General features: G+C 60.4%; 14 protein-coding genes. 5 read left to right on the top strand and 9 right to left on the bottom strand.

Annotated features, from left to right (window positions below):
- Positions 1–12 precede the first annotated feature (12 nt).
- From uidA to EP30_RS00775, 3 genes are all read right to left on the bottom strand, one after another.
- Positions 13–1,839 carry a beta-glucuronidase gene (gene uidA, locus EP30_RS00785; protein ID WP_140555294.1) on the bottom strand — a complete coding sequence of 609 codons (1,827 nt, stop codon included), beginning with the start codon at positions 1,837–1,839 and terminating at the stop codon, positions 13–15.
- Between the two features lie 136 nt (positions 1,840–1,975).
- Complete coding sequence (locus EP30_RS00780; RefSeq protein ID WP_140555291.1) at positions 1,976–3,421, bottom strand: MFS transporter; 1,446 nt, start codon at positions 3,419–3,421, stop codon at positions 1,976–1,978.
- A 445-nt stretch (positions 3,422–3,866) separates the two neighbouring features.
- Entirely contained in the window at positions 3,867–6,170 is a 2,304-nt protein-coding gene (locus tag EP30_RS00775) for a glycoside hydrolase family 2 protein (RefSeq protein ID WP_140555288.1), read from the bottom strand.
- Between the two features lie 390 nt (positions 6,171–6,560).
- Between EP30_RS00775 and EP30_RS00770 the strand changes: the two genes are divergently transcribed.
- Together EP30_RS00770 and EP30_RS00765 are read left to right on the top strand one after the other, a co-directional pair.
- The gene (locus EP30_RS00770; RefSeq protein ID WP_140555286.1) at positions 6,561–7,598 is read left to right on the top strand and encodes a LacI family DNA-binding transcriptional regulator; all 1,038 of its coding nucleotides are present in this window, start codon (positions 6,561–6,563) and stop codon (positions 7,596–7,598) included.
- 25 nt (positions 7,599–7,623) lie between these two features.
- Positions 7,624–8,763, top strand: a complete 1,140-nt coding sequence (locus EP30_RS00765; protein ID WP_181160723.1) for a LacI family DNA-binding transcriptional regulator — start codon at positions 7,624–7,626, stop codon at positions 8,761–8,763.
- A gap of 79 nt (positions 8,764–8,842) precedes the next feature.
- Here the strand turns inward: EP30_RS00765 and EP30_RS00760 are convergent, their stop codons facing one another.
- Positions 8,843–11,416 carry a TIM-barrel domain-containing protein gene (locus EP30_RS00760; protein WP_140555281.1) on the bottom strand — a complete coding sequence of 858 codons (2,574 nt, stop codon included), beginning with the start codon at positions 11,414–11,416 and terminating at the stop codon, positions 8,843–8,845.
- A gap of 174 nt (positions 11,417–11,590) precedes the next feature.
- Entirely contained in the window at positions 11,591–13,111 is a 1,521-nt protein-coding gene (locus EP30_RS00755; protein ID WP_140555279.1) for an MFS transporter, read from the bottom strand.
- Between the two features lie 246 nt (positions 13,112–13,357).
- Here EP30_RS00755 and yddG point away from each other — a divergent pair, with 246 nt between their 5' ends.
- Complete coding sequence (gene yddG / locus EP30_RS00750; RefSeq protein WP_140555277.1) at positions 13,358–14,341, top strand: aromatic amino acid DMT transporter YddG; 984 nt, start codon at positions 13,358–13,360, stop codon at positions 14,339–14,341.
- Positions 14,342–14,615: 274 nt separating this feature from the next.
- On the opposite strand, the gene EP30_RS00745 is transcribed toward yddG, so the two are convergent.
- Both EP30_RS00745 and EP30_RS00740 read right to left on the bottom strand, forming a co-directional pair.
- Positions 14,616–16,058, bottom strand: a complete 1,443-nt coding sequence (locus tag EP30_RS00745; protein WP_140555275.1) for an MFS transporter — start codon at positions 16,056–16,058, stop codon at positions 14,616–14,618.
- 217 nt (positions 16,059–16,275) lie between these two features.
- On the bottom strand, positions 16,276–17,841 hold the full coding sequence (locus EP30_RS00740; protein ID WP_140555273.1) for a beta-glucuronidase: 1,566 nt from the start codon (positions 17,839–17,841) through the stop codon (positions 16,276–16,278).
- A gap of 183 nt (positions 17,842–18,024) precedes the next feature.
- Between EP30_RS00740 and EP30_RS00735 the strand changes: the two genes are divergently transcribed.
- Positions 18,025–19,038: a LacI family DNA-binding transcriptional regulator gene (locus EP30_RS00735; protein ID WP_140555270.1), complete on the top strand. Its 1,014-nt coding sequence runs from the start codon at positions 18,025–18,027 to the stop codon at positions 19,036–19,038.
- A 9-nt stretch (positions 19,039–19,047) separates the two neighbouring features.
- On the opposite strand, the gene EP30_RS00730 is transcribed toward EP30_RS00735, so the two are convergent.
- On the bottom strand, positions 19,048–20,454 hold the full coding sequence (locus tag EP30_RS00730) for an MATE family efflux transporter (protein WP_140555268.1): 1,407 nt from the start codon (positions 20,452–20,454) through the stop codon (positions 19,048–19,050).
- A 297-nt stretch (positions 20,455–20,751) separates the two neighbouring features.
- Here EP30_RS00730 and EP30_RS00725 point away from each other — a divergent pair, with 297 nt between their 5' ends.
- Positions 20,752–22,032 (top strand): glycoside hydrolase family 28 protein, encoded by a 1,281-nt coding sequence (locus tag EP30_RS00725; RefSeq protein WP_140555266.1) that lies wholly within the window; start codon positions 20,752–20,754, stop codon positions 22,030–22,032.
- 55 nt (positions 22,033–22,087) lie between these two features.
- Here the strand turns inward: EP30_RS00725 and EP30_RS00720 are convergent, their stop codons facing one another.
- A complete protein-coding gene (locus tag EP30_RS00720) occupies positions 22,088–23,101 on the bottom strand; it encodes a LacI family DNA-binding transcriptional regulator (RefSeq protein ID WP_140555263.1) in 1,014 nt (337 codons plus the stop codon).
- Between the last annotated feature and the right edge of the window lie 89 nt (positions 23,102–23,190).

The raw sequence follows: 23,190 nt of genomic DNA, 5'->3' as shown, positions 1-23,190 counted from the left end.
AGCGCAGCTCGGTCAGTCCTTGTAGTCGGGGATGGCGGTCCAACGATCCTTGAGGAAGAACGCGGCCATCTTCGGCTGGCGGTCGCGGGTGAACAGGCCCTTCTTGTTGCCGTCCACGCGCATGATGCCCTCGGTGGTCTGGAAGTCGTTGAGGTTCCACGGCTGCTCGCCGACGATCCAGTCGTAGGAATCGAAGATCTCGGCCCACATCTTCATGACCTCGACCTGGTACTCCTCGCTCCACATCACGCTCGGCAGCTTGTGGATGCCGGCCATGGTGTCGGCACCGTACTCGGAGAACATGACCGGCTTGGTCGGCTCCAGCTCATGCCACTTCTCCAGTTCGGCCTTCATATCGATCGTGCCCTTGGCGATCGCGTAGCCGCCGTTGACGTACCAGCCGTGGTAGCGGTTGAGCATCAGGAAGTCGGCAACGTGATGGGTCTTGTCCACGCCCGCCGGCGACATCATGATCGATGCATAGGTCTTCGGACGCTTCTGCGTGTCGATCTCGGCCACCAGATCGAAGATGTTCTCGAAGTACGGCACGGCGGCCTCGTTCGTGGTGTCGGGCTCGTTGAGCAGGCTCCACGCGCACACGGAGGCGTGGCGCTTGTCGCGGGCCACCATCTCCTCGAGCGTGCGGCGATGCACGGCCAGCGTCTCGGTCTGCACGGACTCCTCCTCGAAGAAGGTCTTCGGCTTGTCGTTGCCGACCGCGCCGGACGCGCCCAGGAAGTTCATCGTGGACTTGAACATGCCCACGGTCGGGGCCTCGTCGATCACGAAGAAGCCGTCACGATCGGCCTCGTACAGCTGCTCCTCGGCGTACGGATAGTGCGAGGTGCGGAACGAGTTCGCGCCGATCCACTTCATGTCCTCGTAATCGCGCTTGTTCATCACCGGGTCGAAACCGCGGCCGTGCACGTTGGAGTCCTCGTGGCGGCCGAAGCCCTTGAGGTACACCTCACGACCGTTGATCAGGATCTTGCAGTCCTTCACCTCGACCGTGCGGATGCCGATCTCGTCGAAGTACTCGTCGATGATCCGGCCGCCATCCTTGATGCGCACGACGAACTTGTACAGGTAGGCGGCGCGCAGATTCCACAGGTGGACGTCCGTGATGTCAAGCGTGCCGGCCTTGCCGTCGGCGCGGGCCACCTCGACGCCGTCCTCGTCGATCACGACGATCTCGACATCGTGATCGCCGGACGTGGCGACCGTGTAGTCCACATGGGCGTCGGAACCGTCGATGTGATGGACGACGTCCAGATCCTCGATGCGCTCGTTCGGCGTATACAGCAGGTTCACATTGCGCTGCAGACCGGAGTAGTTGTAGAAGTCGAAGTAGGGGGCGCTCACCTTGGTGCCGTCCGGCAGGGTGGTGGTCTCGCCCACGGGCAGGGTCTGCCAGCTCAGTTCGTTGTTGAGCTTGACGGCCACGATATTGTAGTCGTTCCACTTGACCGCGTCGTTGATGTGCGCGACGAACGGCAGGAATCCGCCTTCATGGTGTGCGACCTCGGTGCCGTTGACGTACACGGTGGCGGCGTGGGTGGCGGCATCGAAACGGATGTCGACGCTGCCGTCCTTCCATTCGCCCGGCACGAACAGCGTGGTGACGTACCAGAAATCGCCCGTGTATTCACGGGAGTACTTGTCGGTGAACACGTCGGCGAAGCTGGCGGGGACCGGCATATCGGTGGGGTTCGGCAGACCGTTGGTCCAGCCTTCGGCCACACCCTTGGATTCCGGATCGAACTGGAAATCCCAGGAGCCGTTCATGCTCTGCATGCGGCGGGTGGCGGTGACGCGAGGGTACAGGGATGCGAATGACATCGGTGTCTTCTTTCGGTTGCGGGTTGTTATAGATGAGTAGATGAGTGGGTGAGTAGATGGTTGCGGCGATGGGATGGAATCGTAGTCATTGGAAGGGCTCCCCTCCTTGGAAGTTGGACGGGGAGCCCTTGAAGGATCAGGCCTCGGCGGCTTCCTTGGCCTCACGCTTGGCCTTGAGGGCCGCGGTGTTGGCATCCACGCGCTTCTTACCCAGCGGGTAGACGAAGACCAGGATGAGCAGCATTGCGCCGAAGAAGATGGCCGGCAGCAGGGTGACGTACATGTACAGGCCGTCAAGCGTCTCCTGGGACTGCACCACGGCGGCGCCTTCCTTGTAGCCGATCCAGCCGAGGGCGGCACCGGCGAACCAGCCGGCGAACGCCTGGCCGAGCTTGCGAGCGAAGGAGTACACGGAGTAGCAGGTGGCATCCTCACGAATGCCCTTGTGCACTTCGATGTCGTCGATGACCTCGGTGATCATGGCCCAGATCACGATGTTGAACAGGCCGATGCCCACGAAGGACAGGATGTACAGGGCCGAGAACAGCATGGCGTTGGTGGTGTGGATGACGTACAGGATTGCCATGCAGGCGGTGCCGATGGTGGCGCCGATGACGCCCATGGTCTTGTGGCCGAGCTTCTTGGCCAGCGGCTGTGCGAACGGCGCGATGGCGAAGGTGAGCAGGCTGCAGACCAGGTTGACGGTGGACAGCAGGGCGGAGCTCTTGAAGTAGTCGGTGAAGAGGTAGTTCGCCATCTGCTGCATGAAGAGCATGGCCATGAGCAGGGCGATGGCGGCGCCGATGATGCCGACCATGGCGCGGGACGAGAAGGCGCCGGAGATCATCTGGGCGACGGACTTGCGCTCGCTGCCGGCGGTGGCACCGGAGTGGTCCTCGGACTTCACGCGCTCGGTAGACATCTTGTAGCAGATGAAGTAGCAGAGGAAGGAGCCGATGGCGAAGATCAGGGAGACCCACATGAAGATGTTGGTGCCCTCACCGCCGCGGATGATCTGGTTGCCGGCTTCGTCCTTGGTGTAGATGATGAGCGGGGCGCCCACGCCGATGATCAGACCGGCGCAGGTGGCGCCCACGGAACGGAAGGTGGACAGGCTGGTGCGGTGCTCGGGCTCGGGCGAGATGACGGACGCCATGGAGCCGTAGGGGATGTTCACGCAGGAGTAGAGAATACCCCAGATGATGTAGGTGACGTACATGTACAGGATCTTGATGCCCATCGAGGAGTTGACGGCGAAGGTCTGGTACATGAGGAACGAGAAGATGGTGACCGGAGCGGCCATGCGCATCATGATGACGCGGTACTTGCCGTTCGGATGGTTCTTGGCCTTGTCGACCACCACGCCCACGGTGACGTCGGCGAATGCGTCAATGATTCGTGCGATCAGGAACAGGGTGCCGACCGCAGCGCCCGGGATGCCCATCACCTTGGTGTAGAACACCATAAGGAACGAGCTGGCGAAAATGAACATGAAGTCATTTCCCCAGTCACCGAACATGTAGCCGACCTTATCCTTCAAGCCAAAAGGCTTGACGGCGTTGGAATTGCTTGCAGCACTCATTGCTTCATTCCCTCCCTTGGGCATGACAGGACCAGATTTCGGAGACCATGAGTCCGCGCATCCTCGTGCGGACATGCTTTTTCACTTGCCAGGTTTCAAAGCGATAGTCAGACACGCACGGCCCTGTTTGTGCGTGACGTTTGCGATTGTCGATGTTCTTTCATTTGCAGTGATTAAATGTGATGTTCCTCACTGCGTGATTTCCACTTTAATTGGTGAACCATGACGCCGGAAATGTTTCCACGAGTTTCCGCGACAGCGGCCGTTATTCGCCGAAACGCCTTGTGATACAAGGATTTTCGAGGAGTTGCCCGGGAGTGTCGAAACAACGAAAAAACGCCCCGGGCGCGGGGAAGGGAACGCGCCCGGGGCGGGATATAGCAGGCATCGCGCAAGGCGATACGTATTGATTGCTGTGATTGCCGCGGCTACGTGCCGCTGCCTGCTACTTCTTGATCTGCTGAAGCTGCTTGTTCAGGTAGGCGAGCTTCTGCGGAATGTCCGAGGCACCGCCGGACATGTTGCGCAGCTGGTCGAACATCTCGACGAGGCTCTTGTTGCCGAGCACGCCAAGCATGCTAGCCTTGATCCTCATGTTCGCGAGGCTGGACGCGGCGTTGGTCACCGTGGCGGACGCCTCGGGGTTGTCGAGGATCGCGCTGACGGTGTCGTGCACCGAGTAGTAGGCCTCGTCGTACGGGGCGTCGACCGGCAGACCGTCGTCGGCGGAAACGTCATCGAACCAGTTCATCACGATGTTGCCGCCCTCGGGATCGACGAACTTGTACGGCTCGTACGGCTCGGCGACCTTCTGCCAGGTGGCGGAGTCCTCGACGATGCCGGCGCGCACGGTCACATGCGTGTAGCCATCGGCCAGCGGCACGTCCTTGAAGATGAAGATGTGCGGGTCGCTTTGCGCGGAGGCAGCCAGCGTGGCGAACGGCTTGCCGTCGACGGCGAGCGCCACCTCGTCCTGGTTGGAGTACACCTTCACGTCGATCGTGTCGGCGGCACGGCGGGCGTAACGCTTGGAGCAGATGTGCACCATCGGTTCGGCCGACCAGTAGGCCTGGTAGATGAAGAAGGAGTCCTTCTTGATCTTGCGGTCGATGGTCACCAGACCCTTGTTGTTGCGGCCTTCGACGCCGCCCTCCTTGCGGGCGTCGCAGCCGAAGTCGAACATGTTCCACACGTGGGTGCCCCACAGCCACGGACGTTCGTCGATGATGCGGGCCATGTGCTCGTGGTAGAGCGCCTGGTATTCCTCGGAGTAGTCGCCGCACTGCGGGTCGTCGGTGTGGTAGCTGATGATGCCTTCGCAGCCGTATTCGGACAGGCCGAAGGAGCGGTCCGGGTGCATGGCGTGGAAGTCGTCGAGCCATGCCTCGTTGTCCTCGAAGTGGCCGCCGTACCAGCCGAAGTAGTGGTTGTAGCTGAGGATGTCGGTGATCTGGTTGTGCTCGGAATCCTTCGGGGTGCTCGACACCTGTGCCATGGTGGTGACGCGGGTGGGGTCGAGGGAGTGCGCCAGATCGTTGATCTCCTTGAGGTTTTCAACCAGCTTCGGGCTGTCGCCGCCGATGAGGATCTCGTTGGAGATGCCCCACATGAGGATGGACGCGTGGTTGAAGTTCTGGATCACGAGTTCGGTCATCTGGCTCAGGCAGTCCTGATGCGCGGCCGGATCGTCGCTCATCCTGGAGATGAACGGGATTTCGGCCCAGATCACGAATCCGAGCTGATCGCACAGATCGTAGAAGTCGCGGGACTGCTGGTAGTGGGCCAGACGGATGGTGTTGGCACCGAGCTCCTTAATCAGGTAGGCGTCCTCGACGTGGTCCTCGAGACTCAGGGCGTTGCCCTTGCCGAGACGGTCCTGGTGGCGGGAGACGCCACGCAGCGGGGTGAGCTTGCCGTTGAGGAAGAAGCCTTCCTGCGGGTCGAAGCGGAATTCGCGCACGCCGTGCAGGAACGAAACCTCGTCGAGTACTTCGTTGTGACGGATGATCGTGGCGACGACGTCGTACAGGTACGGGTCCTCCACGCCCTGCCACAGGTGGGCGTCGGGAATGACGATCTCGGTGCGCACATTGCCGTCGCCAAGATCGGCCGGAACCGCGGCGGACGCGACCTCGTTGCCGTCGTCGTCGAAGATCTGGAAGTTGACCACATCGCCTTCGGCGGGTTCGGTCACCCACGCGCGGGCGTCGAGCACTGCAGTGCCGTCGTCGATCGTGGACGAAACGGTTACGCCTTCGCCACCGTGGTAGTCGAGTTCGAAGTGGGTCGGGCTGACGTACAGCACCTCAACCGGACGGTACAGACCGCCGTAGAACGTGAAGTCGGCCATCTGCGGGTAGACGTCGGTGCGCTCCTCGTTGCTCACCTTCACGGCGAGCACGTTCTCACCCGGCATGAGCGCGGTGGTGATGTCGGCGCGGAACGTGGAGTAGCCGCCCACATGCTCGGTGATCTTGCAGCCGTTGACGTACACTTCAGCCACGTTGGCCGCACCCTGGAACTCCAGGTAGACGCGGGTTTCGGGGGCGTGGGGCTTGAGGGTCAGCTGACGCACATACCAGCATGCGCCACGGTAGTAGTCGGATCCGCCGTCCTGTCCGTCGAACGCGTTCCAGGTGTGGGGAACCTCGACGGCCTCCCATTCGGGTCCCGGAGCGTAGGCGGGTACACCGTCGACGGCCTCCTTGGTGAAGAGCCAGCCATCATGAAGGGTTTCGGAAAAACGCATGGTACCGTCCTTTTGTCCTGTGGTATCGCCGACGATCGATGTCGGCATGGTCGAGTTGCAAATGTGGTCGGGGGTTGTCGAGGTGAAAGGAGCGGTACCGGTACCTCGTTGTCGGTTCCGTTCCTGTGATTCTTACTGTATGCGAGAAAAACGATGGCGAATTTTCTTTCCATAGTTTTCCACAGGACGTTGGATAACACCCCCGTCCGCAACCGACAGCACCCCCGTATTCGTTGAATATCGGTCAATGTCCAACACGCGGAAAACTTACTGATCACTAACTGTTCATCGGAAAATACTGGAATGATGCCTATGCAACGGTTAGCATGAATATGCAGTCGCGCAGACCGAGGAAGGCGTGCACGGCCCAAACAGCATAGGAGCAAATCGATGAGCGAAAAAATCACCATCCGCGATGTGGCAAGGGAAGCGGGAGTCTCCCCCACCACGGTCTCCCGAGCGCTGTCGAGGCCCGGTCGTGTGAATCTGGAAACCGCCACCAAAGTGCAGGAGGTGGCGGAACGACTGGGGTACCGCACCAAGAATCTGGAACCGCAGCAGGACGATGTGCTACGCGGTATGATCCTCACCACGACGAGCGATCTCAAATATTCCGTATTCGCCGACTTTGTGACCGGCATGCAGAAGCCATGCATCCACCGCAATTTCATTCTGCTCACGGCCATCACCGAGGAGAACCGTGATCTGGAGCGCAGCACGATCGTGCGTATGACATCGCAAGTGGATGGACTGATCCTCACATCGTCGAGACTGTCCGACTCCACCGTGCGCAAGGCCGCGCAGATGCGACCGACCGTGGTGGTCAACCGTCTGATCAGCGGAGTGCAATCCGTGATCAGCGACGATCGTCCCGCACTCAACCGGATCGTACGACGACTCAAGGCGCTTGGCCATCAGTCGATCACGTATATCACCGGCCCTGAAAACTCCTGGCAGAACGGGCTGCGATGGCAGGCGATGCTCGTGGCGTGTCAGCAGGAGCAGATCAAACTGCGTCGAATCGCCGGACCGAATCTGGCGACCTACGTCGGAGGTCCGCTCATGGATGAACCATTCGTGGAATTCATGCGCAACCCCACCACCGCCGTGGTGCTGTTCAACGACATCTTCGCATTGGAATTCATGGAACGACTGCAGGCGAACGGCGTGCGGGTGCCCGAACAGGTATCGGTGATCGGCATCGACGACACTCCGGAGGCGTCGCGTAGCAATCCGCCGCTGGCATCCGTGCACACCCCGCGCGAGGAAATGGGCACCGATGCGTCGAACAAGCTCATCGCCAAGATCCTGCACACGTCCGACGGCAGTACCACGCCGGTGGTGCGATACTCGACGTTCATCGAGCGCGCCAGTGTGGGGCCCGCGCCGGAACGGCCAATCGCGGCGGTGGAATCGACGACGGACTGAGAGGATCCGAGGAGAATGGAATGGCATGACTGAAGTGGCTGATGCAAGCAGCAATCGACTGAGCCGCGCGAAACCGGGGCAGACGACGATCTGGGACGTGGCGCAGGCGGCCGGCGTGTCCATCGCCACGGTGTCGCGCGCATTCTCCCGCCCCGGCAAGGTCAGCGCCGCCACGCTACGCCGCGTGCACGACGCCGCGGAACGACTCGGCTACCGCACCGAAACGATCACGCATCGCAGTCGCGAGGACGACGAACTGCGGGGGCTCATCTCGATCGTGGTCACCGATCTGGAGAATCCGATCTCCGCGCAGTACGCGCGCGGCGTGCAGCAGTACTGCATGGAAAAGAACTACGGTCTCATGGTCAACGACACCGAGGAGGATCCGTCGGCCGAGCTCGCCATCATCAAACGCAGCCTCAACCATGTGGACGGCGTGATCCTCGACTCCACGCGAATGCCGGACACCGCCATCCGCAAACTCGCGCAGATCAAACCCGTGGTGGTGCTCAACCGCGTGGTGTCGGGCGTGACAAGCGTGACCTTCGACTGCGCGCCGAGCCTGCGCACGGCCATCGGCGTGTTCGCCAAACTCGGGCACCGATCGATCTCGTATCTGTGCGGACCGGACAATTCCTGGCAGAACGGCGTGCGGCGTAACACCATTCTCACCACCTGCCAGCGTCTGGGACTGACCTGCCGTCTCCTGCCGTGCGCCTACCCGCTGGAGGGCAATGCGGCCGCGGCGTTCGCGGCGTTCATGGAACGACCGACCACGGCAGTGATCGCATTCAACGACGCCATCGCCGTGGAATTCATCCGGTTTCTCGAATCGCATGGCGTTGGCGTACCGCAGCAGATCTCGGTGATGGGCATCGACGACATTCCCATGGGTCGCGCCATCACACCGGCGTTGAGCACGATCTCGTTCCCGCGACGGGACATGGGTCATGCGGCCGCCAAGATCGTGATCGATAGGCTGCTGCATATTGCGCCGGTCGACGCACCAGCTGTTGCATCGATCGGCGAGCGCGGAAACGGCAACGTCAACGCGGACCGTGACGACAACGGCGGCGATGTCGTGCCGCTGCATTTCGAATCATCGTTCGTGCAACGGGACAGCATCGCCGCCATCAACCCCCTCATCGCCGCCGGAATCGGGTGATTGCCGCGCACCGACAAAGGCGAACGCCCAACGAACATCACGTTCGCCGGGCGTTCATCGATCTGCCGGAAGCCAGTTCCTACATCTTCACCAGATCGTTGATCGCATAGCTGACGCGGATCTCGTAGTCACCAGACGGGTTCGCATACTTCACTCGCGTGGTGCGGGATTCCATGTCGTACAGCCAACCTTCATCGGCAGCCTCCCACTTGACCGGATCGAAGAACTTCTCGATGAGACGTTCGCCCGACTGATCGGCCATCGATACGGTAAACGGCTGCACGTTATGCGTGAACACGTCCATCTCCACTCGCGCGACGCGGCTATCGTACGTGCCCTCGCAAGTGGCACGGATCACCGTGACCTCATGGCTCTCATCGCTGGCGGGGAACGTTCCGGCGTTGCTCTCACCATCGGTGCTGTACGGGTTGGCGGCCGCACCCGGTGTGATCGAGAACATGGTGGCCAGATACCGGCCGTTCTTGTACTCGTTGGTCTCGCCGTCATCCTCGTACATCGTGAACGATCCAGCCACGCTCGGCTCGACCAGCAGCGTGACATGATCGATGGTCTGCGTGTGCAGATTGGTCACACCGTCGGTCATCGGCACGATCGCTCCAGCGCGCAGGAACATGGGGATTGTGTCGAGGTCGACGGGCACGCTGATCGTCTGGCCGCCTTCGTAGCGGCGCTTGGTGCGGAAATCGTACCAGTCTGTACCGGCCGGCAGGTACACACTCTTTTCGGTGATGCCCGGATCGGTCACGTTGGCCACGAGAATGTTCGGACCGAACATGAACTCGAAGCTCTCGTCCCAGCAGTTCGGATCGTCGGAGAACTCATAGACGAGCGGACGCATGACCGGGCTGCCCTTGACCGATGCCTCACGCAGCAGCGAATACATGGTGGGTGCGAGCGCATACCGCAGTTTGACAGCGCGTGAGATGTACGGCGTGTAGTTCGGGTACATGAACGGCTCGGTGACGGAATTGTCGGTGTTCGACGAGTTCGTCATGAACCGGGGCATGAACACGCCCTCCTGGAACCAGCGGACCAGCAGTTCGGGTTCGGGAGCGGGACCAAACCAGCCGCCGATGTCGCAGCCGTGATTGGCAGCACCGGACAGACCCATGTTGAGAATGGTGGGGATGTTGTATTTCAGGGTCTTCCAGCAGGTGTAGTTGTCGCCGGCCCACGTCTGCGCATATCGCTGGATGCCTGCGAAGCCGGCGCGGCTAATGATGAACGGGCGGGTGTTCGGACGAGCCTGGGTGAGCGCGTGGTTGGACGTATAGGCCATCATGTTGCCAAGCACCGGCTTCATGCCCTCCACAGTGACGGGACGGCCGTCGCCGTCGACCATCGCCTCGGCGTTCTGGATGTCGAACTCGCAGTTGTCATCCCAGATACCTTCGATGCCGTTGTCCAACAACGCCTCGGTCATGTGCCGCTCCCACACCTCGCGACCGGCCTTGCTGGTGAAGTCGGGGAAGGCCGCAAAGCCGCCCCAGTAACGTTCGTTCTCCGGATTCTCCCCCGTCTCGTCCTTGATGAATGCGCCGGCTTTGGCGAACTCGTCATAGTCGGGGTGCGTGGTGAGGATGCCCGGCTTGACATTCGGGGTCACGGCCACGCCGCGCTTCTTCATCTCCGCCATGAATGCGGCGGGATCGGGGAACTTCGCACTGTTCCAATGGAACTGGTATCGCTTGCCGTTCGGCATGCACGTGTAACCGGAAGCCATGCCGAACATGTCGAACGGAATGTCATTGGCCTTGCACCGGTCCACGAATTCGAGGATCGCCTGATCCACGTCCTTCTCGAGTTCCGTATAGAACATGGTGGTGTGCGTATAGCCGGTATTGCCCAGCGGCGGCAGGGCGGTCTTGCCGGTCAGGTCGGTGTAGCGCTCCACCACTTCGGGAATGGTCGGGCCGTTGATGAAGAACATGTCGACGTCACCGCCGTCGGTGCAGTAGAACGAATACTTGTCCCAGTAGCCGCTCCACTCGCGGCCCAGATCGAACGCGGAGTCGAACGGATTGTTGTAGAACACGCCGATCGCCTTGCGCGTGTGGTCGTTGAACCGCACGTAGAACGGGATGTGCTTGTACAGCGGATCGGACAGTTCGGCGTCATGACCGCACGTATCGGTGTTGTGCATGCGCAGATACTGCAGTCTCTTGTTGAGCTTACCGGTCTTCTCGCCAAAGCCGTAGAAATGATCGCCGGCGTTGATCACCGAATAGTGGTAGCGACGGCCGTGCGAGTCCTCCATGAACGTGCGTTCCTTGAGATCCTTGTACAGCAGATTGCCGTCCGTGTCGTAGATTTCGATGCCGAACGGATCCTTGGTCAGACGGATCTCCAGTTTGGCGGTGCGGGTGACGTAGTAGTCGTCGGTTTCCTCAACGTTCGGCACAATCGGAGTGACTCGAGTGCGTTCGGCGGCGAAGAGTTCATCGAGCTCGTCGGGCCATGCGGTCTTGACCAGCGCGTACGAGTGTTCGGGGGCGAACTCCTCATCGAACGAGCAGCGGAAACGGATGGTGTCGTCATCCACAAGGTACACGCGCAGCTGACTGCCGCCGGTGGTGATGTGGATGTAGTCGTTGTTGGATTCAAGAGCGATGATCTTATCTGACTTCTTCATTGAAGGTCCTTTTGTTGGTTGATGATGTGATTTCAGGATGATGAGGATCGAGGATGGGGAGGCGGATGCCGTCAGGAGAGAGAATGACGGCATCCGTGGTCTTTGCGGTTGATTGATCCGGCCGGTTGACTTATCCGGTTGTCCGGATCGGCTATTGATGATCGTGCAACGCGATCACTGGTTGGGGTTGGTGGCCCAGATGTGCTCCCACTTGGTACCGGTGAGCTTCTCGATGAGTTCGCGGGTCTCCTTGGGGGCATCGGCCTTGTGCCCGCCGTTGCGCAGACGGTTGAGCTCGTCCTTGACTACGGTGTGCGTGGTCTTGTTGAGGCGGAACGTGGCCGCGGTGAGCAGAGCGACGACCAGCAGTGCGCCGGTGCCGAACACGAGGATGCCGGTGATCGTGTGCTGGGTGCCGATCGACTGCTCGATCTGCCCCTCCACGTAACCGCCTTCGGTGAGCACCAGACCCACCACGAACGTGGCGACCGCAACCGTGGACTTGCGTACGAACGTCATCACGGACGCATACAGACCCTCATGATGTTCGCCGGACACCAACTCATCGAGATCCGGAATCATCGGGAACACGTTCCATGGAGTGGCAATCACAGCACCAAGACCGATGTTGTATACCAGACCGACCACGTACAGCCACATCGTCAGATCGTTCATGCCGGCTCCGGACAGCACCCAGAATCCGACCAGCGCGACCAGTTCCACCACGATGCCGACGCACCACACCCAACGCGGGCTGAACTTAACCAGCAGATAGCCCACCAGAATCGTCAGCGGTAGGCCGATGATGTTCAATGACAGCACGCCACTGGACACGCCGGCGGACAGGCCAAGCACGGAGACCACAAAGTAGGCGAACACGGCGTTGAACGTGTCCTTGGCGGTGAACGTGCACAGGTAGACGATCAGATGCTTGCGGAACGTGCGCAGCTTCACCGTGGCGATGTATGCCTTGAACTGCTCGCCGAACGTACGGCCGGCACCCTCCTTGGCCTTCGCCTCGAGCTTGGCGGCCATCTCCGGAGTGATCTGACGCTCCCACGTGGTCTTGTAGGCGATGAATACGGACACCATGTAGATCACGGCGAACACGATCGCGTTGAACGTGTACGACATCGGGCTGTCCTCACCGAAGATCTTGAACAGCTGGCCGGGCAGGAACGTGGCCAGGAACGAGCTTCCGGAGGAGATCACCAGACGCGCGGTGGACAGCATCGTGCGCTTGTTGTAGTCCTCGGTCATCTCGGTGGGCAGCGTCTCCCAGGGAATCAGTACCATCGCAGCCACGAGCTCGAACAGCACGTAGCTGATCAGGTAGTACCAGTAGCTCATGCCGGTCACCCACATCAGAATGAACTCCAACATGAGCGGTGCGCCGATCAGTAGGAAGAAGTGGCGGCGGCCGAATTTCTTGCCGATCTTGAAGCGGTACAGATTGTCGGTGATCGCGCCCATAAACAGACTGATCACGGCGTCGGCCACGCGGGCGATCGCAAGGATCGACGCCGCCTCGATGGCGGTCAGTCCCGCATAGGTGGTCCAGAAGAACAGCAGCCACGCACCGATCAGGGTGAACGCACCACCGCCCATCATGTCGGGCATGCCGTAGCCGATGGCGCGAGCGACCGTGATCTTGCGCGGCCGATACACGCTTGGAATATGTTTGTTGTCTGCCATTGCCGGTTATCCGTTTCTTCTCCGTAGCCTTACATGAGTGGTTCTTCGTCATGAGACTTCATTGGCATTGTGATGCTTCGCCACCTGGCAGGCGAAGCGTTGCGACCGACATCATTGCCGATTGCACGATTTCAGTGTGGCCCGGGGTGGATATGGGGATTGTGGTTTGCAGGGATTTACACCGGGGATTGGGGAATGGCGGTAAATCGCCGGTTTTATGAAAACGGGCGCTGATACCATGGCGGCATGAAACTGGAACTTGGGAAGAAGCGGAACTCCTCCGCCGTGGCGACCGCGGTAGGCATGATGGCGATCGTGCTGTGGAGTCTAATGATGGGACTCGTGCGTCTGGTGTCGGAGTCGTTCAGCGCAACGCTTGGTCCGGCGCTCATCTATACGTGCGGGGCGATATTGCTGCTGGTATTTCGGCGTCCCAAGCCGCTGAGCCAGGCACCTCGGAAATACCTGCTGATCGGTGGCGGACTGTTCGTGTTCTACGAGACGTCGATCGCACTGTCGGTGGGACTGGCCGCCACGTCGGCGCAATCCGTGGAGATCAGTCTGGTGAACTACCTGTGGCCCACGCTCATGGTGCTGCTGGCGGCGGCCGTTTCACATCGAAAGCATGCGGTGACATATGCGATTCCCGGTGCGATCGTGGCGACGGCGGGCGTGATCGTGTCGGTGGGCGGCAATAGCGGGCTGGACTGGCATGTGGCCGCGCATAATGTGGCGTCCAATCCCTTGCCGTATCTGCTCGCATTCGCCGGCGCGTTCGCGTGGTCCGTCTATGCCGTAATCACGCCGTCGATGGCGAAGGGGTATGACGGAACGAGTCTGTTCTTTCCGATGGTGACCTGCACACTGTGGGTTATTCACATTGTTACGAGTGTGGTTGGCGGAGGGACGAGCGGTTCGGACGATGCGAGTGGCGCAGGAATCGCCTCGGCTCTGGGGAATCTGGGCGGTTGGATCGCCGCGCAACCGGTGTCGGCATGGCTGACGGTGGTATTCGCCGCGGTGGCGATCGCCGGCGGATACGCGTGCTGGGGATACGGCATTCTGCACGGCAGCATGGAGACGATGGCCGTGGCGTCCTATGCCACACCGGTGCTGTCGGTGGGAGCGAGCGCACTGCTCTTGCATCTGAGCCTGTCGCTACCGTTCTGGTTCGGCGCATTGCTCGTGGCATCCGGCTCCGTGCTCAATTGGCTGTTGCAGAAACGGTGACTGGCGAGAAACCGAGAAACAGTGCGCGGTCAGAATGGCCGTAACAATAGCTCCAAACAGAAAAAGCCCCTTCCGAGGGAGGTCCGGAAGGGGCTTTGGCGACTGAGGCACGTCCCCGAAGGGCGGAACCTGGCAATGCCTCAGTCGCCGGTGTCATCGGCTTCCTTCGAGGAAGGGAGTCGCGGTTGGAATTGGGGAGTGAGGGATGTCAGGTAAGTAGCTTCCCTCAAAGTGAGTTACTTTCCTGCAAGTGGCGAGAAACCGGGCGACGGGATCAGGCCTCCGTCTCACCCGCCACACGCTTGGCCTTAAGCACTGCGACATTGGCATCGACGCGCTTCTTGTTCAGCGGGTAGACGAAGATCAGCAGCAGAACGCCAACCCCCAACGCCACAGCGGGAATCGCGGTGCTGAAATTGTAGATGTTGTTGCGCACGGCATCATTCTGAACCGCCTCAGCACCAGCCTTGTATCCGACCCAAGTCAGCGCGTTACCGGAGATCCATCCAGCGATGGCCTGACCGACCTTGCGACCGAAGGAGTATACCGAGTACACGGTGGCATCCTCACGCATATTCTGCGTAACTTCGATGTCGTCGATGGTGTCAGTAGCCATGGCGTAGCACACCATGTTGCTCATACCCACGCCGAAGAAGATAACCACGTAACCAACGGTGAACACCATAGGCACGTCGGTGTGCAGCACGAACAACACGATTACCGCAGCACAGGCCAGCAGCTGTCCACAGACTGCGCAGCCCTTGTGTCCGATACGCTTGGACAGCGGCTTCACCAGCGGCGCACAGGCAAGCATACCCAGAGATCCACACATCACAGTGAGGGAGATCATGCTAGCGGAACGGAAGTAATCGGCATAGACATAGTTGACCATCTGCATGAGGAACAGCATGGCGATAGTGGCCGAAAGCGACATAAGAATCAGGCCCCACAGGGAGCGGCTCTTCAACGCGTTCCCGATCATGTGCAACGTGGACTTGCGCTCTCCAGCTGCAGTATCGGCGTGATGGTTCTCCGGCTTCACACGTTCGGTGCACATCTTGTAGCAGGCGTAGAAACACAGGAACGCACACACGGCGAAGATTCCGGAGACCAGAGCGAACACCTGCGTACCTTCGCCACCACGAATGATCTGGTTGCCATTGGCATCAGCCGAGTAGATGATCAACGGGGCGACCACGCCGATGACGAGGGAAGCACAGGTGGAACCAACAGAACGATACGTGGACAGGCTCGTACGATCGTCAGGTTCGGGAGAGATCAACGACGCCATGGAGCTATAGGGGATGTTTACCGAGGAGTACAAAATGCCCCAGATGATGTACGTCACGTACATGTAGACGATCTTCACGCCCATCGAAGCACCGATGGCGAAGGTCTGATACATCAGGAAGGAGAAGATGACCACGGGTGCAGCCATACGCATCATCCATACGCGGTACTTGCCGTTCTTTGTGGCCGGGGCCTTATCGACAAGCACGCCCACGGTGACGTCGGCGAAGGCATCGATGATTCGCGCAATCAGGAACAGGGTACCGACCACAGCGCCGGGCACACCCATCACCTTGGTGTAGAAAATCATCAGGAACGAGCTGGCAAACGTGAACATGAAATCGTTGCCAAAGTCGCCAAACAGATAGCCGACTTTGTCACGCATGCCGAAGGGACGCACTGTAGTGCCAGACGTTGGTGAACTCATTGTTCTCTCTCCTTTGAGATTGTTGAAATTGCTGAGATGGCAAATCTGCCAAAACGGCAGAGCTACAGCAATGCCGAAATGCTGAAATTAATTGTCGAAACGACAGGATCGTCAAAGCAAGCGGATCGTCATGAAGACAAGTCATTGAATGATGATTTTTCAGTAGTAACCGGGGCCGGACCAAGACCTTGTCCGCAGGTCCGACCCCAGGAACCCTCTACCGCACGAGGAAGATGATGGATGCGGGAGGCAGGGTGACGGTGTCGCCGGAGACGGTGTCGGGGACCAGGTCGGGCAGTTCGTCGTCAGGGCCAAGAGCCAGCGGACGCCCGTTGAGTCGGATATCGCGCGCGTGCGGATCGTCGGCGGTGAGCTGGTAGACCCAGCCGCCGGAGACGCCGTGCACGTCGATCGATTCAGTCGTCGAACTGTTGACGATCAGCCATGCCACGCCGTCACGGCAGTCCTTGCGTGACCGTGCGTACACGTGCACGAAATCGTCAAGCGTGGCATCGCCATCGTCAGGCACACCACCGGCGCCAAGCACACCCTCATCCACGCCATACACGGTCGTGCCCATCAGACGATTCCACAGCAGCACGAACCAGTAGTTGGGCCGAGGCGAGAAGTCGCCGAAATCAAGCCATCCGTAGTCGGACGAGGCGAGCGTGTTGTGGAAGATCACACCATCCGTAAGCTCACCGAACACACCCAGCTCGCAGGCGGTGCGGAACACGTCGAGGTACGTGGACGCCCATGTGTCGCCGCCAAGTCCGGCGTCGGCGGTTTCGGTGATCCACATCGGCGCGCCCGGCATGTATTCATCGCGCATCGGCAGGTATCGGCGGCAGGCGGCCTCGGCGACCGAAAGATAGTCCTTCCCCATCGCCTCCGACGCATCCCAATGGTTGCCGAGCACACTTGCGCCACGCTCGGAGATACCGTTGTACCAGTGGTAGCTGAACACGTCGGCGCGCTCCTGCAGATGCGGCATGAGATCGTCGCTGCTGAAGGCGTCCAGCGAGGCGAGCGCATTGCCCGCGGCGGCGTTGGTCTGCGCATTGACCGTACTGTACGGCACATGCGGCCCGCCGATCTCCGAAGCGCACGGTCCGACGCACAGCACATCCGGATAGTTTTCACGCAGGAAGCGGAAGAACGCGTCCTGATCGCGCGCGTACTCGATCATGCCGTAGCCCGACGCGAGCGGCGAATTGTCGGGGGTGAGGATGTTCGGCTCGTTCATGAACTCGGCGGCCGCGATCGGCACGCCATAGTCGCGGCTGAAATCGAACAGCAGCTTCGCCTGCGCCGGGTCCCAACTGCCGTCGGGCGTATTGTGCACGCCGGCGCTGTTGGCCACCGACACGAGCAGACGCCCGTCGATCGCCTTGACGAAATCAAGGACGGACTCCCACTGGTCACGGGTCAGCACACTGGAGAAACCCTCCGGGGCCTTGCCGCCGGTCGTGCCGTCGAAGTCGTAGTAGGTGTTCGACGCCCAGCTGCCGGACACGCGCACCCAGGCCGGTCCGATCGCCTTGGCCAGTGCGAGCAGACGGGCGTTGCGCAGATCCTTGGGCGGATACGGTTCCATGCTGTTCTGCAGGTCGGCGATGCCGTGCAATACGAACGGTTCCGTGCCGGCGATCTGTCCCGGCGTATAGCGTTTCCAGAATGTGCCGCCGGTCACCTCGGTCATTTCGATGTTGTATGACGCCATCAGCGGGTCGACCGTGCGAATCTGCTTCAGCAGCCCGACATCCAACGATATCGTTGCCATTGATGTTTCCTTCCTTGGAATGGGAGACGGTCTGCATTGCCTGTCTCTGGTATCGACGATACGGTGGATTGCAATGGATCGGATTTTCTTTCCACGCTTTGCAGTTGGTCCGACGATACCGATGCCAATACCGATACCCATGCCAATGCCGATGCCGATACCCCATCGTTACAATAGGCAACAATGAGTGAGAGATCAGACAAATCGAAAAAGGTCACGCTCGACGAGGTCGCGGCCGTGGCCGGGGTCTCGCCGGCGACCGTATCCCGCGCATTGTCACGCCCGGGACGGGTGAACTATAAGACCGCGCAGCGCGTGCTCCTCGTGGCGAAGGAACTCGGCTACCGCTCCGACAAGGTCGACTCGTTCCGAGAGGAGCAACTGCACGGCATGGTCACCGCCATCGTGCCGGACATCAACAATCCCGCGTTCACCACGGCCATTCATACATTGCAATCGACAGGAATCCGCCGCGGGTTCTCCGTCACCGTCAGCGACAGCGAGGAGGATGTCTCACAGGAGAAGCGGCTGCTCAGCAATGCCGCGCAGCTCGCCGATGGCGTGGTTCTCATCTCCCCCAGACTGTCCGACACCGCACTGCGTAAGGCCGCACAGCTCAAGCCGGTCACCGTGATCAATCGCATCGTGGGCGGATTGCCGTGCGTGATTCCGGATCTGAACAGCAGTCTGGATGACGCGATCGATCAGTTGTACGCGTTCGGACACCGATCGATCACGTATCTTGCCGGCCCTACGCTCTCCTGGCAGGAGGGGCACCGCTGGCAGCTGGTCGCGCAACTCTGCGCCCAGCGCGGCATCAAGGTGCGGCGCATGCAGTGCGAAGCACCCACCTATCGTGGCGGATATCATGATTTTCAGGACTTTCTCGACCATCCAACCACGGCGGTGATCGCCTACAACGATGTGATGGCCCTCGGTTTCATGGCGTTCCTCAAACAACACGACGTGCGGATTCCGGATCAGGTGTCGGTGGTGGGCATCGACGGCACGCGACTGGCGCAGATGTTCGAACCGCCGTTGGCAAGCATCATCATCCCCAGACGGGAGATGATCGAGACCGGAACCACCATGTGCATCGATCGGATTCTGCATGCGGCCGATCCCGGAGCCGCCCCGATCAGGCACTGCGCCACGTCGTTCCTGCCGCAGGCGAGCATCGGACCGGCGGATCGTTGAATTCCCCGACTATGCAAGGGCGGCGAAATCGGGATCGCGGCGCTTGCGGCGGATGAGTACGGTGACCATCACCATGCAGTACAGCAACGCGAGTCCCCATGCCAGCGGATTCGAGTAGCAGACGGCGAGGTAGCCACCCCCGATGATGGTCAGCCATCCGCCCAGGCAGCGGCCGATCAGCTCGCCCACTCCGGAGACGATCGCATGCGTGCTGTAGCCCATGCCCTGCAACGTGTTGCGGAAAATCATCAGCGAGCCGTGGATGATGAAGAAGCAGCTCATGATGAACAGGTACTGCACCGCGCCATCGAACACCGTCGGGCTCGTGTCACCCAGCACGAACCGACACATCGGCGCCTTGAACAGGAAGATCACCACCCAGACGATCACGCAATACACGGCCTGGATGATCACACCGTCACGCAGACCCAGCTTGATACGGTCGAGCCGCCGCGCGCCGTAGTTCTGACCGGCGTAGGTGGCCATCGCCATGCCGACGCTTTCCATCGGCAGCGTGAACATCTGACGGATGCGCTCGCCCGCGGTCTGTGCGGTGACCATGGCCGCGCCGAGCGAGTTGATCGCATCCTGCATCACCACGGCGCCGATCGCGGACACGGAATATTCGAATCCCATCGGCAGACCCACGTAGCAGAGTCGACCGATGTGATGGCCGGACCAGCCCATCTCGTCGCGGTGCACCTGGAAGATGTCGATCCGCGTGAACGCCCACCAGCAGTTGAGTACGGCGGACAGCGTCTGCCCGATCACGGTGGCGAGCGCGGAACCGATCACGCCCATGCCGATCACGCCGATGAACGTGTAGTTGAGCACGATGTTGACCACGCAGGCGACGAGCAGGAAGTAGAACGGGTGCTTGGAGTCGCCCACCGCGCGCAGCAGGGCCGCGGAATGGTTGTAGAGGATGGCCGATGGGATGCCGAGGAAGATGACGACGATGTAGGCGACGGCCATGTCGAGCAGTTCGGCGGGTGTGCCGATGAGTTCGAGCATGGGTTTGGCGAGCAGGACCATGGCGATGGTGAATACGACCGAGAGGATCACGCCGAGCCATGCGCCGTTCCACATGAATCGGCGGAAGTCGCGCTCGTCCTTGGCGCCGAAGCTTTGCGCGGCGGGGATGGAGAAGCCGATGCATGCGCCCTGCACGAAGCCGAGGATGAGGAAGTTGAGCGGGTAGGTGACGCCGACCGCGCCGAGTGCGTCGTCGCCGATGAGTCGGCCGACGATCACCGCGTCGGCGAAGCTGTACATCTGCTGGAACAGCGTGCCGAGCACGAGCGGGATGGAGAAGATGAGGATGCGCAGCAGCGGGCTGCCGACGGTGAGATCGGTGGTGGAGTCGTCGTGCTTGGCGGAGTCGTCGTGCTTGTTCTGTTCTGTCGATTTGGACATGATTCCCCTCCCGTTGTCGTATTCCTCGTTGAGTCGTATTCCTCGTTGAATGGTACGACCGTACACGATTGCATTCACAATGCTGCCTCAGTCGTCACATTCCTCTCGTACCCTTTCCATGGTTTTCCAAAATGCCATGGAAAAAGAATGTAAATCCAGAGCGCATCCCTCTCCATCCAAGAACAATGAAAACGGTAGTAATTCCTGCGCACCCATAAACGCGTCTGATCAATTGCCAAGCCGCACAGATGCGGCACAGTATTCCTAGGATGTTCCTCATCTAACGAAAGGATCTCCATGAGCAACAAAACCACCATCCATGTGTTCGATGACTACCACGAAGGCATGGGACCATCCGAGTTCGCCGCTCTCGTGCAGCACGCCATCGACGACTGCGAGGCGAACGGTGGCGGCCGTGTACTGCTCGACCGTCCCGGCACGTATCTATGCGACGGCCTGAACCTACGGTCCCACGTGGACCTACATGTCGGTGCCGGGGTGACGCTGAAGGGCAGCGGCGACGAGGACCGCTATACGCACCGCCCGGGCAGCTTCGAACTGCTGCGCAACGAAACGCCGATTTGTGCGTTCATCCACGCCCTTGGCTGCGAGGGGGCATCGGTCAGTGGCGATGGCGCGATCGACGGCAATTACGAAGTGTTCATTCTGCCGGATCAGGGTGACGAACCACATCTTCGCTTCTACGCTTATCCGCGTCCGATGACCCTGTACTTCGAGGATTGCCGCAACACCACGATCACCGACGTGACTGTGCAGAACGCACCGTTCTGGACGATCCATCTGGTCGGCTGTACGAATACGGTTGCTCGGAACGTGAAGATCCACAACGAAATGCGCATGCCGAACACCGACGGATTCGATATTGACCGCTGCGACAACACGATAATCGAGCATTGCGAGATCATCACCGGCGACGACGGCATCTGTCCCAAGTGCACGGAGGAGACCGCCCAGTACGGCAACTGCACGAATCTGACGGCGCGTGACTGTGTGATCACATCGCAATCGTCGGCCGTGAAGTTCGGTTCCAGCAGCTTCGGCGACTTCGAGAATTGTGTGTTCGAGCGTCTGACGATCCGTGACACCAATCGCGGTCTTGCCTTCCAGTTGCGCGACCCAGGCAGCGCGCGCGACGTCGCATTCCGCGACATCACCATCACAACCAAGGGATTCAGCAAGGAATGGTGGGGCTCGGGCGAGGCGATCTACCTGACGCTGCTGCCGCGTGACAACGATACCGATCTGACCGGCCGGACGATTGAGAACGTACGATTCGAGCGAATCCGCGGCGTAGTGGGAGCCGGCGTGGTCGTCTGCGCCGAGGACCCTGCCACGATGCGCGGGATCACATTGCATGACGTGGATCTGCAGGTGACCAGACAGTTCGACGGCGTGCAGGAATTCGATGTGCGTCCGTGGAAACGCGGCGACGAGAAGATCGCCATCCCATGCGAGAGCGTGATGGTCCATGGTGTGAGCGACGACGCGATTGTACTGGATGACGTGACCATCACGGACAGCATGGACAGTACCGATAACACCGGCAACAACCAATAAGGCAGCAAGCGACACCGTCTCACCACCATACCGCCCGGCATCGGCCCGGCCCCGATCATTGATTCGGGGCTGGGCCGATGCTATTTCTGGGCAGGAATTCGGCGCCCACCGAGACGGGCGCGGCATCATCCTCGCCGATATGCAGGATCTTCCCGATCAGCGCCGATGCAGCCAATCGCCCAGTCTCGTATCTGGGAACGTCGATGGTGGACAGGCTCGGCGTGAACAGTCGACTTGTCGGCACGTTATCCACGCCCACCACAGAAACATCACGCGGCACACGTACACCATTGTCGATCAGAAACAAAATGAACTCCATGGCCACGGCATCATCGAAGGCGATGACCGCGCTGGTCGGACGGTCGAGAAATGGCGCAAAGCTCTCCTTGCGATGGCGTTCCACCGGTTCCACCACACGCATGCGTTGGAAGGCCATGTCACGCTCCTCACAGGCATGCGTGATGATGTTGCGCCGCAACCCGTTCTGCCACGAACGGTCCGGCCCACCCAGATACGTCAGCCGTCGATGCCCCAACCGACAGAGGGCGTCAACGGCTTCGGTGAGCGCCAGGCTTTCATCCACCACAATGGATTTCACCCCGCTCACCATGCGGTTCTGCGATACCAACGGTTTGAGCTGCGCAAGCTTACGGATCGTGGAATCCGCCATTCTGGACGATCCCAAGATCACTCCATCCACGTGCGCCAGACTCCGTCGGACGATCGCGATCTCCCGTTCGGGATTTCCCCCGGAGTCCGAAACCAGCAGTCCGAAATTCTTCGATTCGCAGAGCTGCTGCACGCCACGTGCCAGTTGCGCGGACGTCGTGTACTCCAGATCGTGAATCACCAGAGCGACCAGCCCCCGCAATCTCTCGTCGTCACGCCGGACCGGCTTGACCGGCTTCGCATGGTAGCCAAGTCGTTCCGCAGCATCGCGCACACGCTGCAGCGTATGGACGTTCACCCGGTTCGGCTGGCTGAATGTCCGAGACACCGTGGCGATCGACACGCCTGCCTCCTGCGCCACATCCCAGATCGTTACCGATCCGCGTTCATCACTGCTCATAACACCTAATCGTACATAGCGAAAACCGGACCGTTGATGGGGAGGAGAGAGTTCCCCCGTCAACGGTCCGGCACATTTTCTATGTCAGC

This window comes from Bifidobacterium sp. UTCIF-39, from assembly GCF_006408715.1.
GTDB classification, from domain to species: domain Bacteria; phylum Actinomycetota; class Actinomycetes; order Actinomycetales; family Bifidobacteriaceae; genus Galliscardovia; species Galliscardovia tissieri.
Note: the sequence above shows the minus strand (reverse complement) of the source record. Positions and strands in the feature narration are given on the sequence as shown.

What these genes read in the sequence shown, in the direction of transcription:
- uidA (WP_140555294.1), bottom strand. Translation starts at nt 1,839, where the DNA reads ATGTCATTCGCATCCCTGTACCCTCGCGTCACCGCCACCCGCCGCATG.
- EP30_RS00780 (WP_140555291.1), bottom strand. Translation starts at nt 3,421, where the DNA reads ATGAGTGCTGCAAGCAATTCCAACGCCGTCAAGCCTTTTGGCTTGAAG.
- EP30_RS00775 (WP_140555288.1), bottom strand. Translation starts at nt 6,170, where the DNA reads ATGCGTTTTTCCGAAACCCTTCATGATGGCTGGCTCTTCACCAAGGAG.
- EP30_RS00770 (WP_140555286.1), top strand. Translation starts at nt 6,561, where the DNA reads ATGAGCGAAAAAATCACCATCCGCGATGTGGCAAGGGAAGCGGGAGTC.
- EP30_RS00765 (WP_181160723.1), top strand. Translation starts at nt 7,624, where the DNA reads ATGACTGAAGTGGCTGATGCAAGCAGCAATCGACTGAGCCGCGCGAAA.
- EP30_RS00760 (WP_140555281.1), bottom strand. Translation starts at nt 11,416, where the DNA reads ATGAAGAAGTCAGATAAGATCATCGCTCTTGAATCCAACAACGACTAC.
- EP30_RS00755 (WP_140555279.1), bottom strand. Translation starts at nt 13,111, where the DNA reads ATGGCAGACAACAAACATATTCCAAGCGTGTATCGGCCGCGCAAGATC.
- yddG (WP_140555277.1), top strand. Translation starts at nt 13,358, where the DNA reads ATGAAACTGGAACTTGGGAAGAAGCGGAACTCCTCCGCCGTGGCGACC.
- EP30_RS00745 (WP_140555275.1), bottom strand. Translation starts at nt 16,058, where the DNA reads ATGAGTTCACCAACGTCTGGCACTACAGTGCGTCCCTTCGGCATGCGT.
- EP30_RS00740 (WP_140555273.1), bottom strand. Translation starts at nt 17,841, where the DNA reads ATGGCAACGATATCGTTGGATGTCGGGCTGCTGAAGCAGATTCGCACG.
- EP30_RS00735 (WP_140555270.1), top strand. Translation starts at nt 18,025, where the DNA reads ATGAGTGAGAGATCAGACAAATCGAAAAAGGTCACGCTCGACGAGGTC.
- EP30_RS00730 (WP_140555268.1), bottom strand. Translation starts at nt 20,454, where the DNA reads ATGTCCAAATCGACAGAACAGAACAAGCACGACGACTCCGCCAAGCAC.
- EP30_RS00725 (WP_140555266.1), top strand. Translation starts at nt 20,752, where the DNA reads ATGAGCAACAAAACCACCATCCATGTGTTCGATGACTACCACGAAGGC.
- EP30_RS00720 (WP_140555263.1), bottom strand. Translation starts at nt 23,101, where the DNA reads ATGAGCAGTGATGAACGCGGATCGGTAACGATCTGGGATGTGGCGCAG.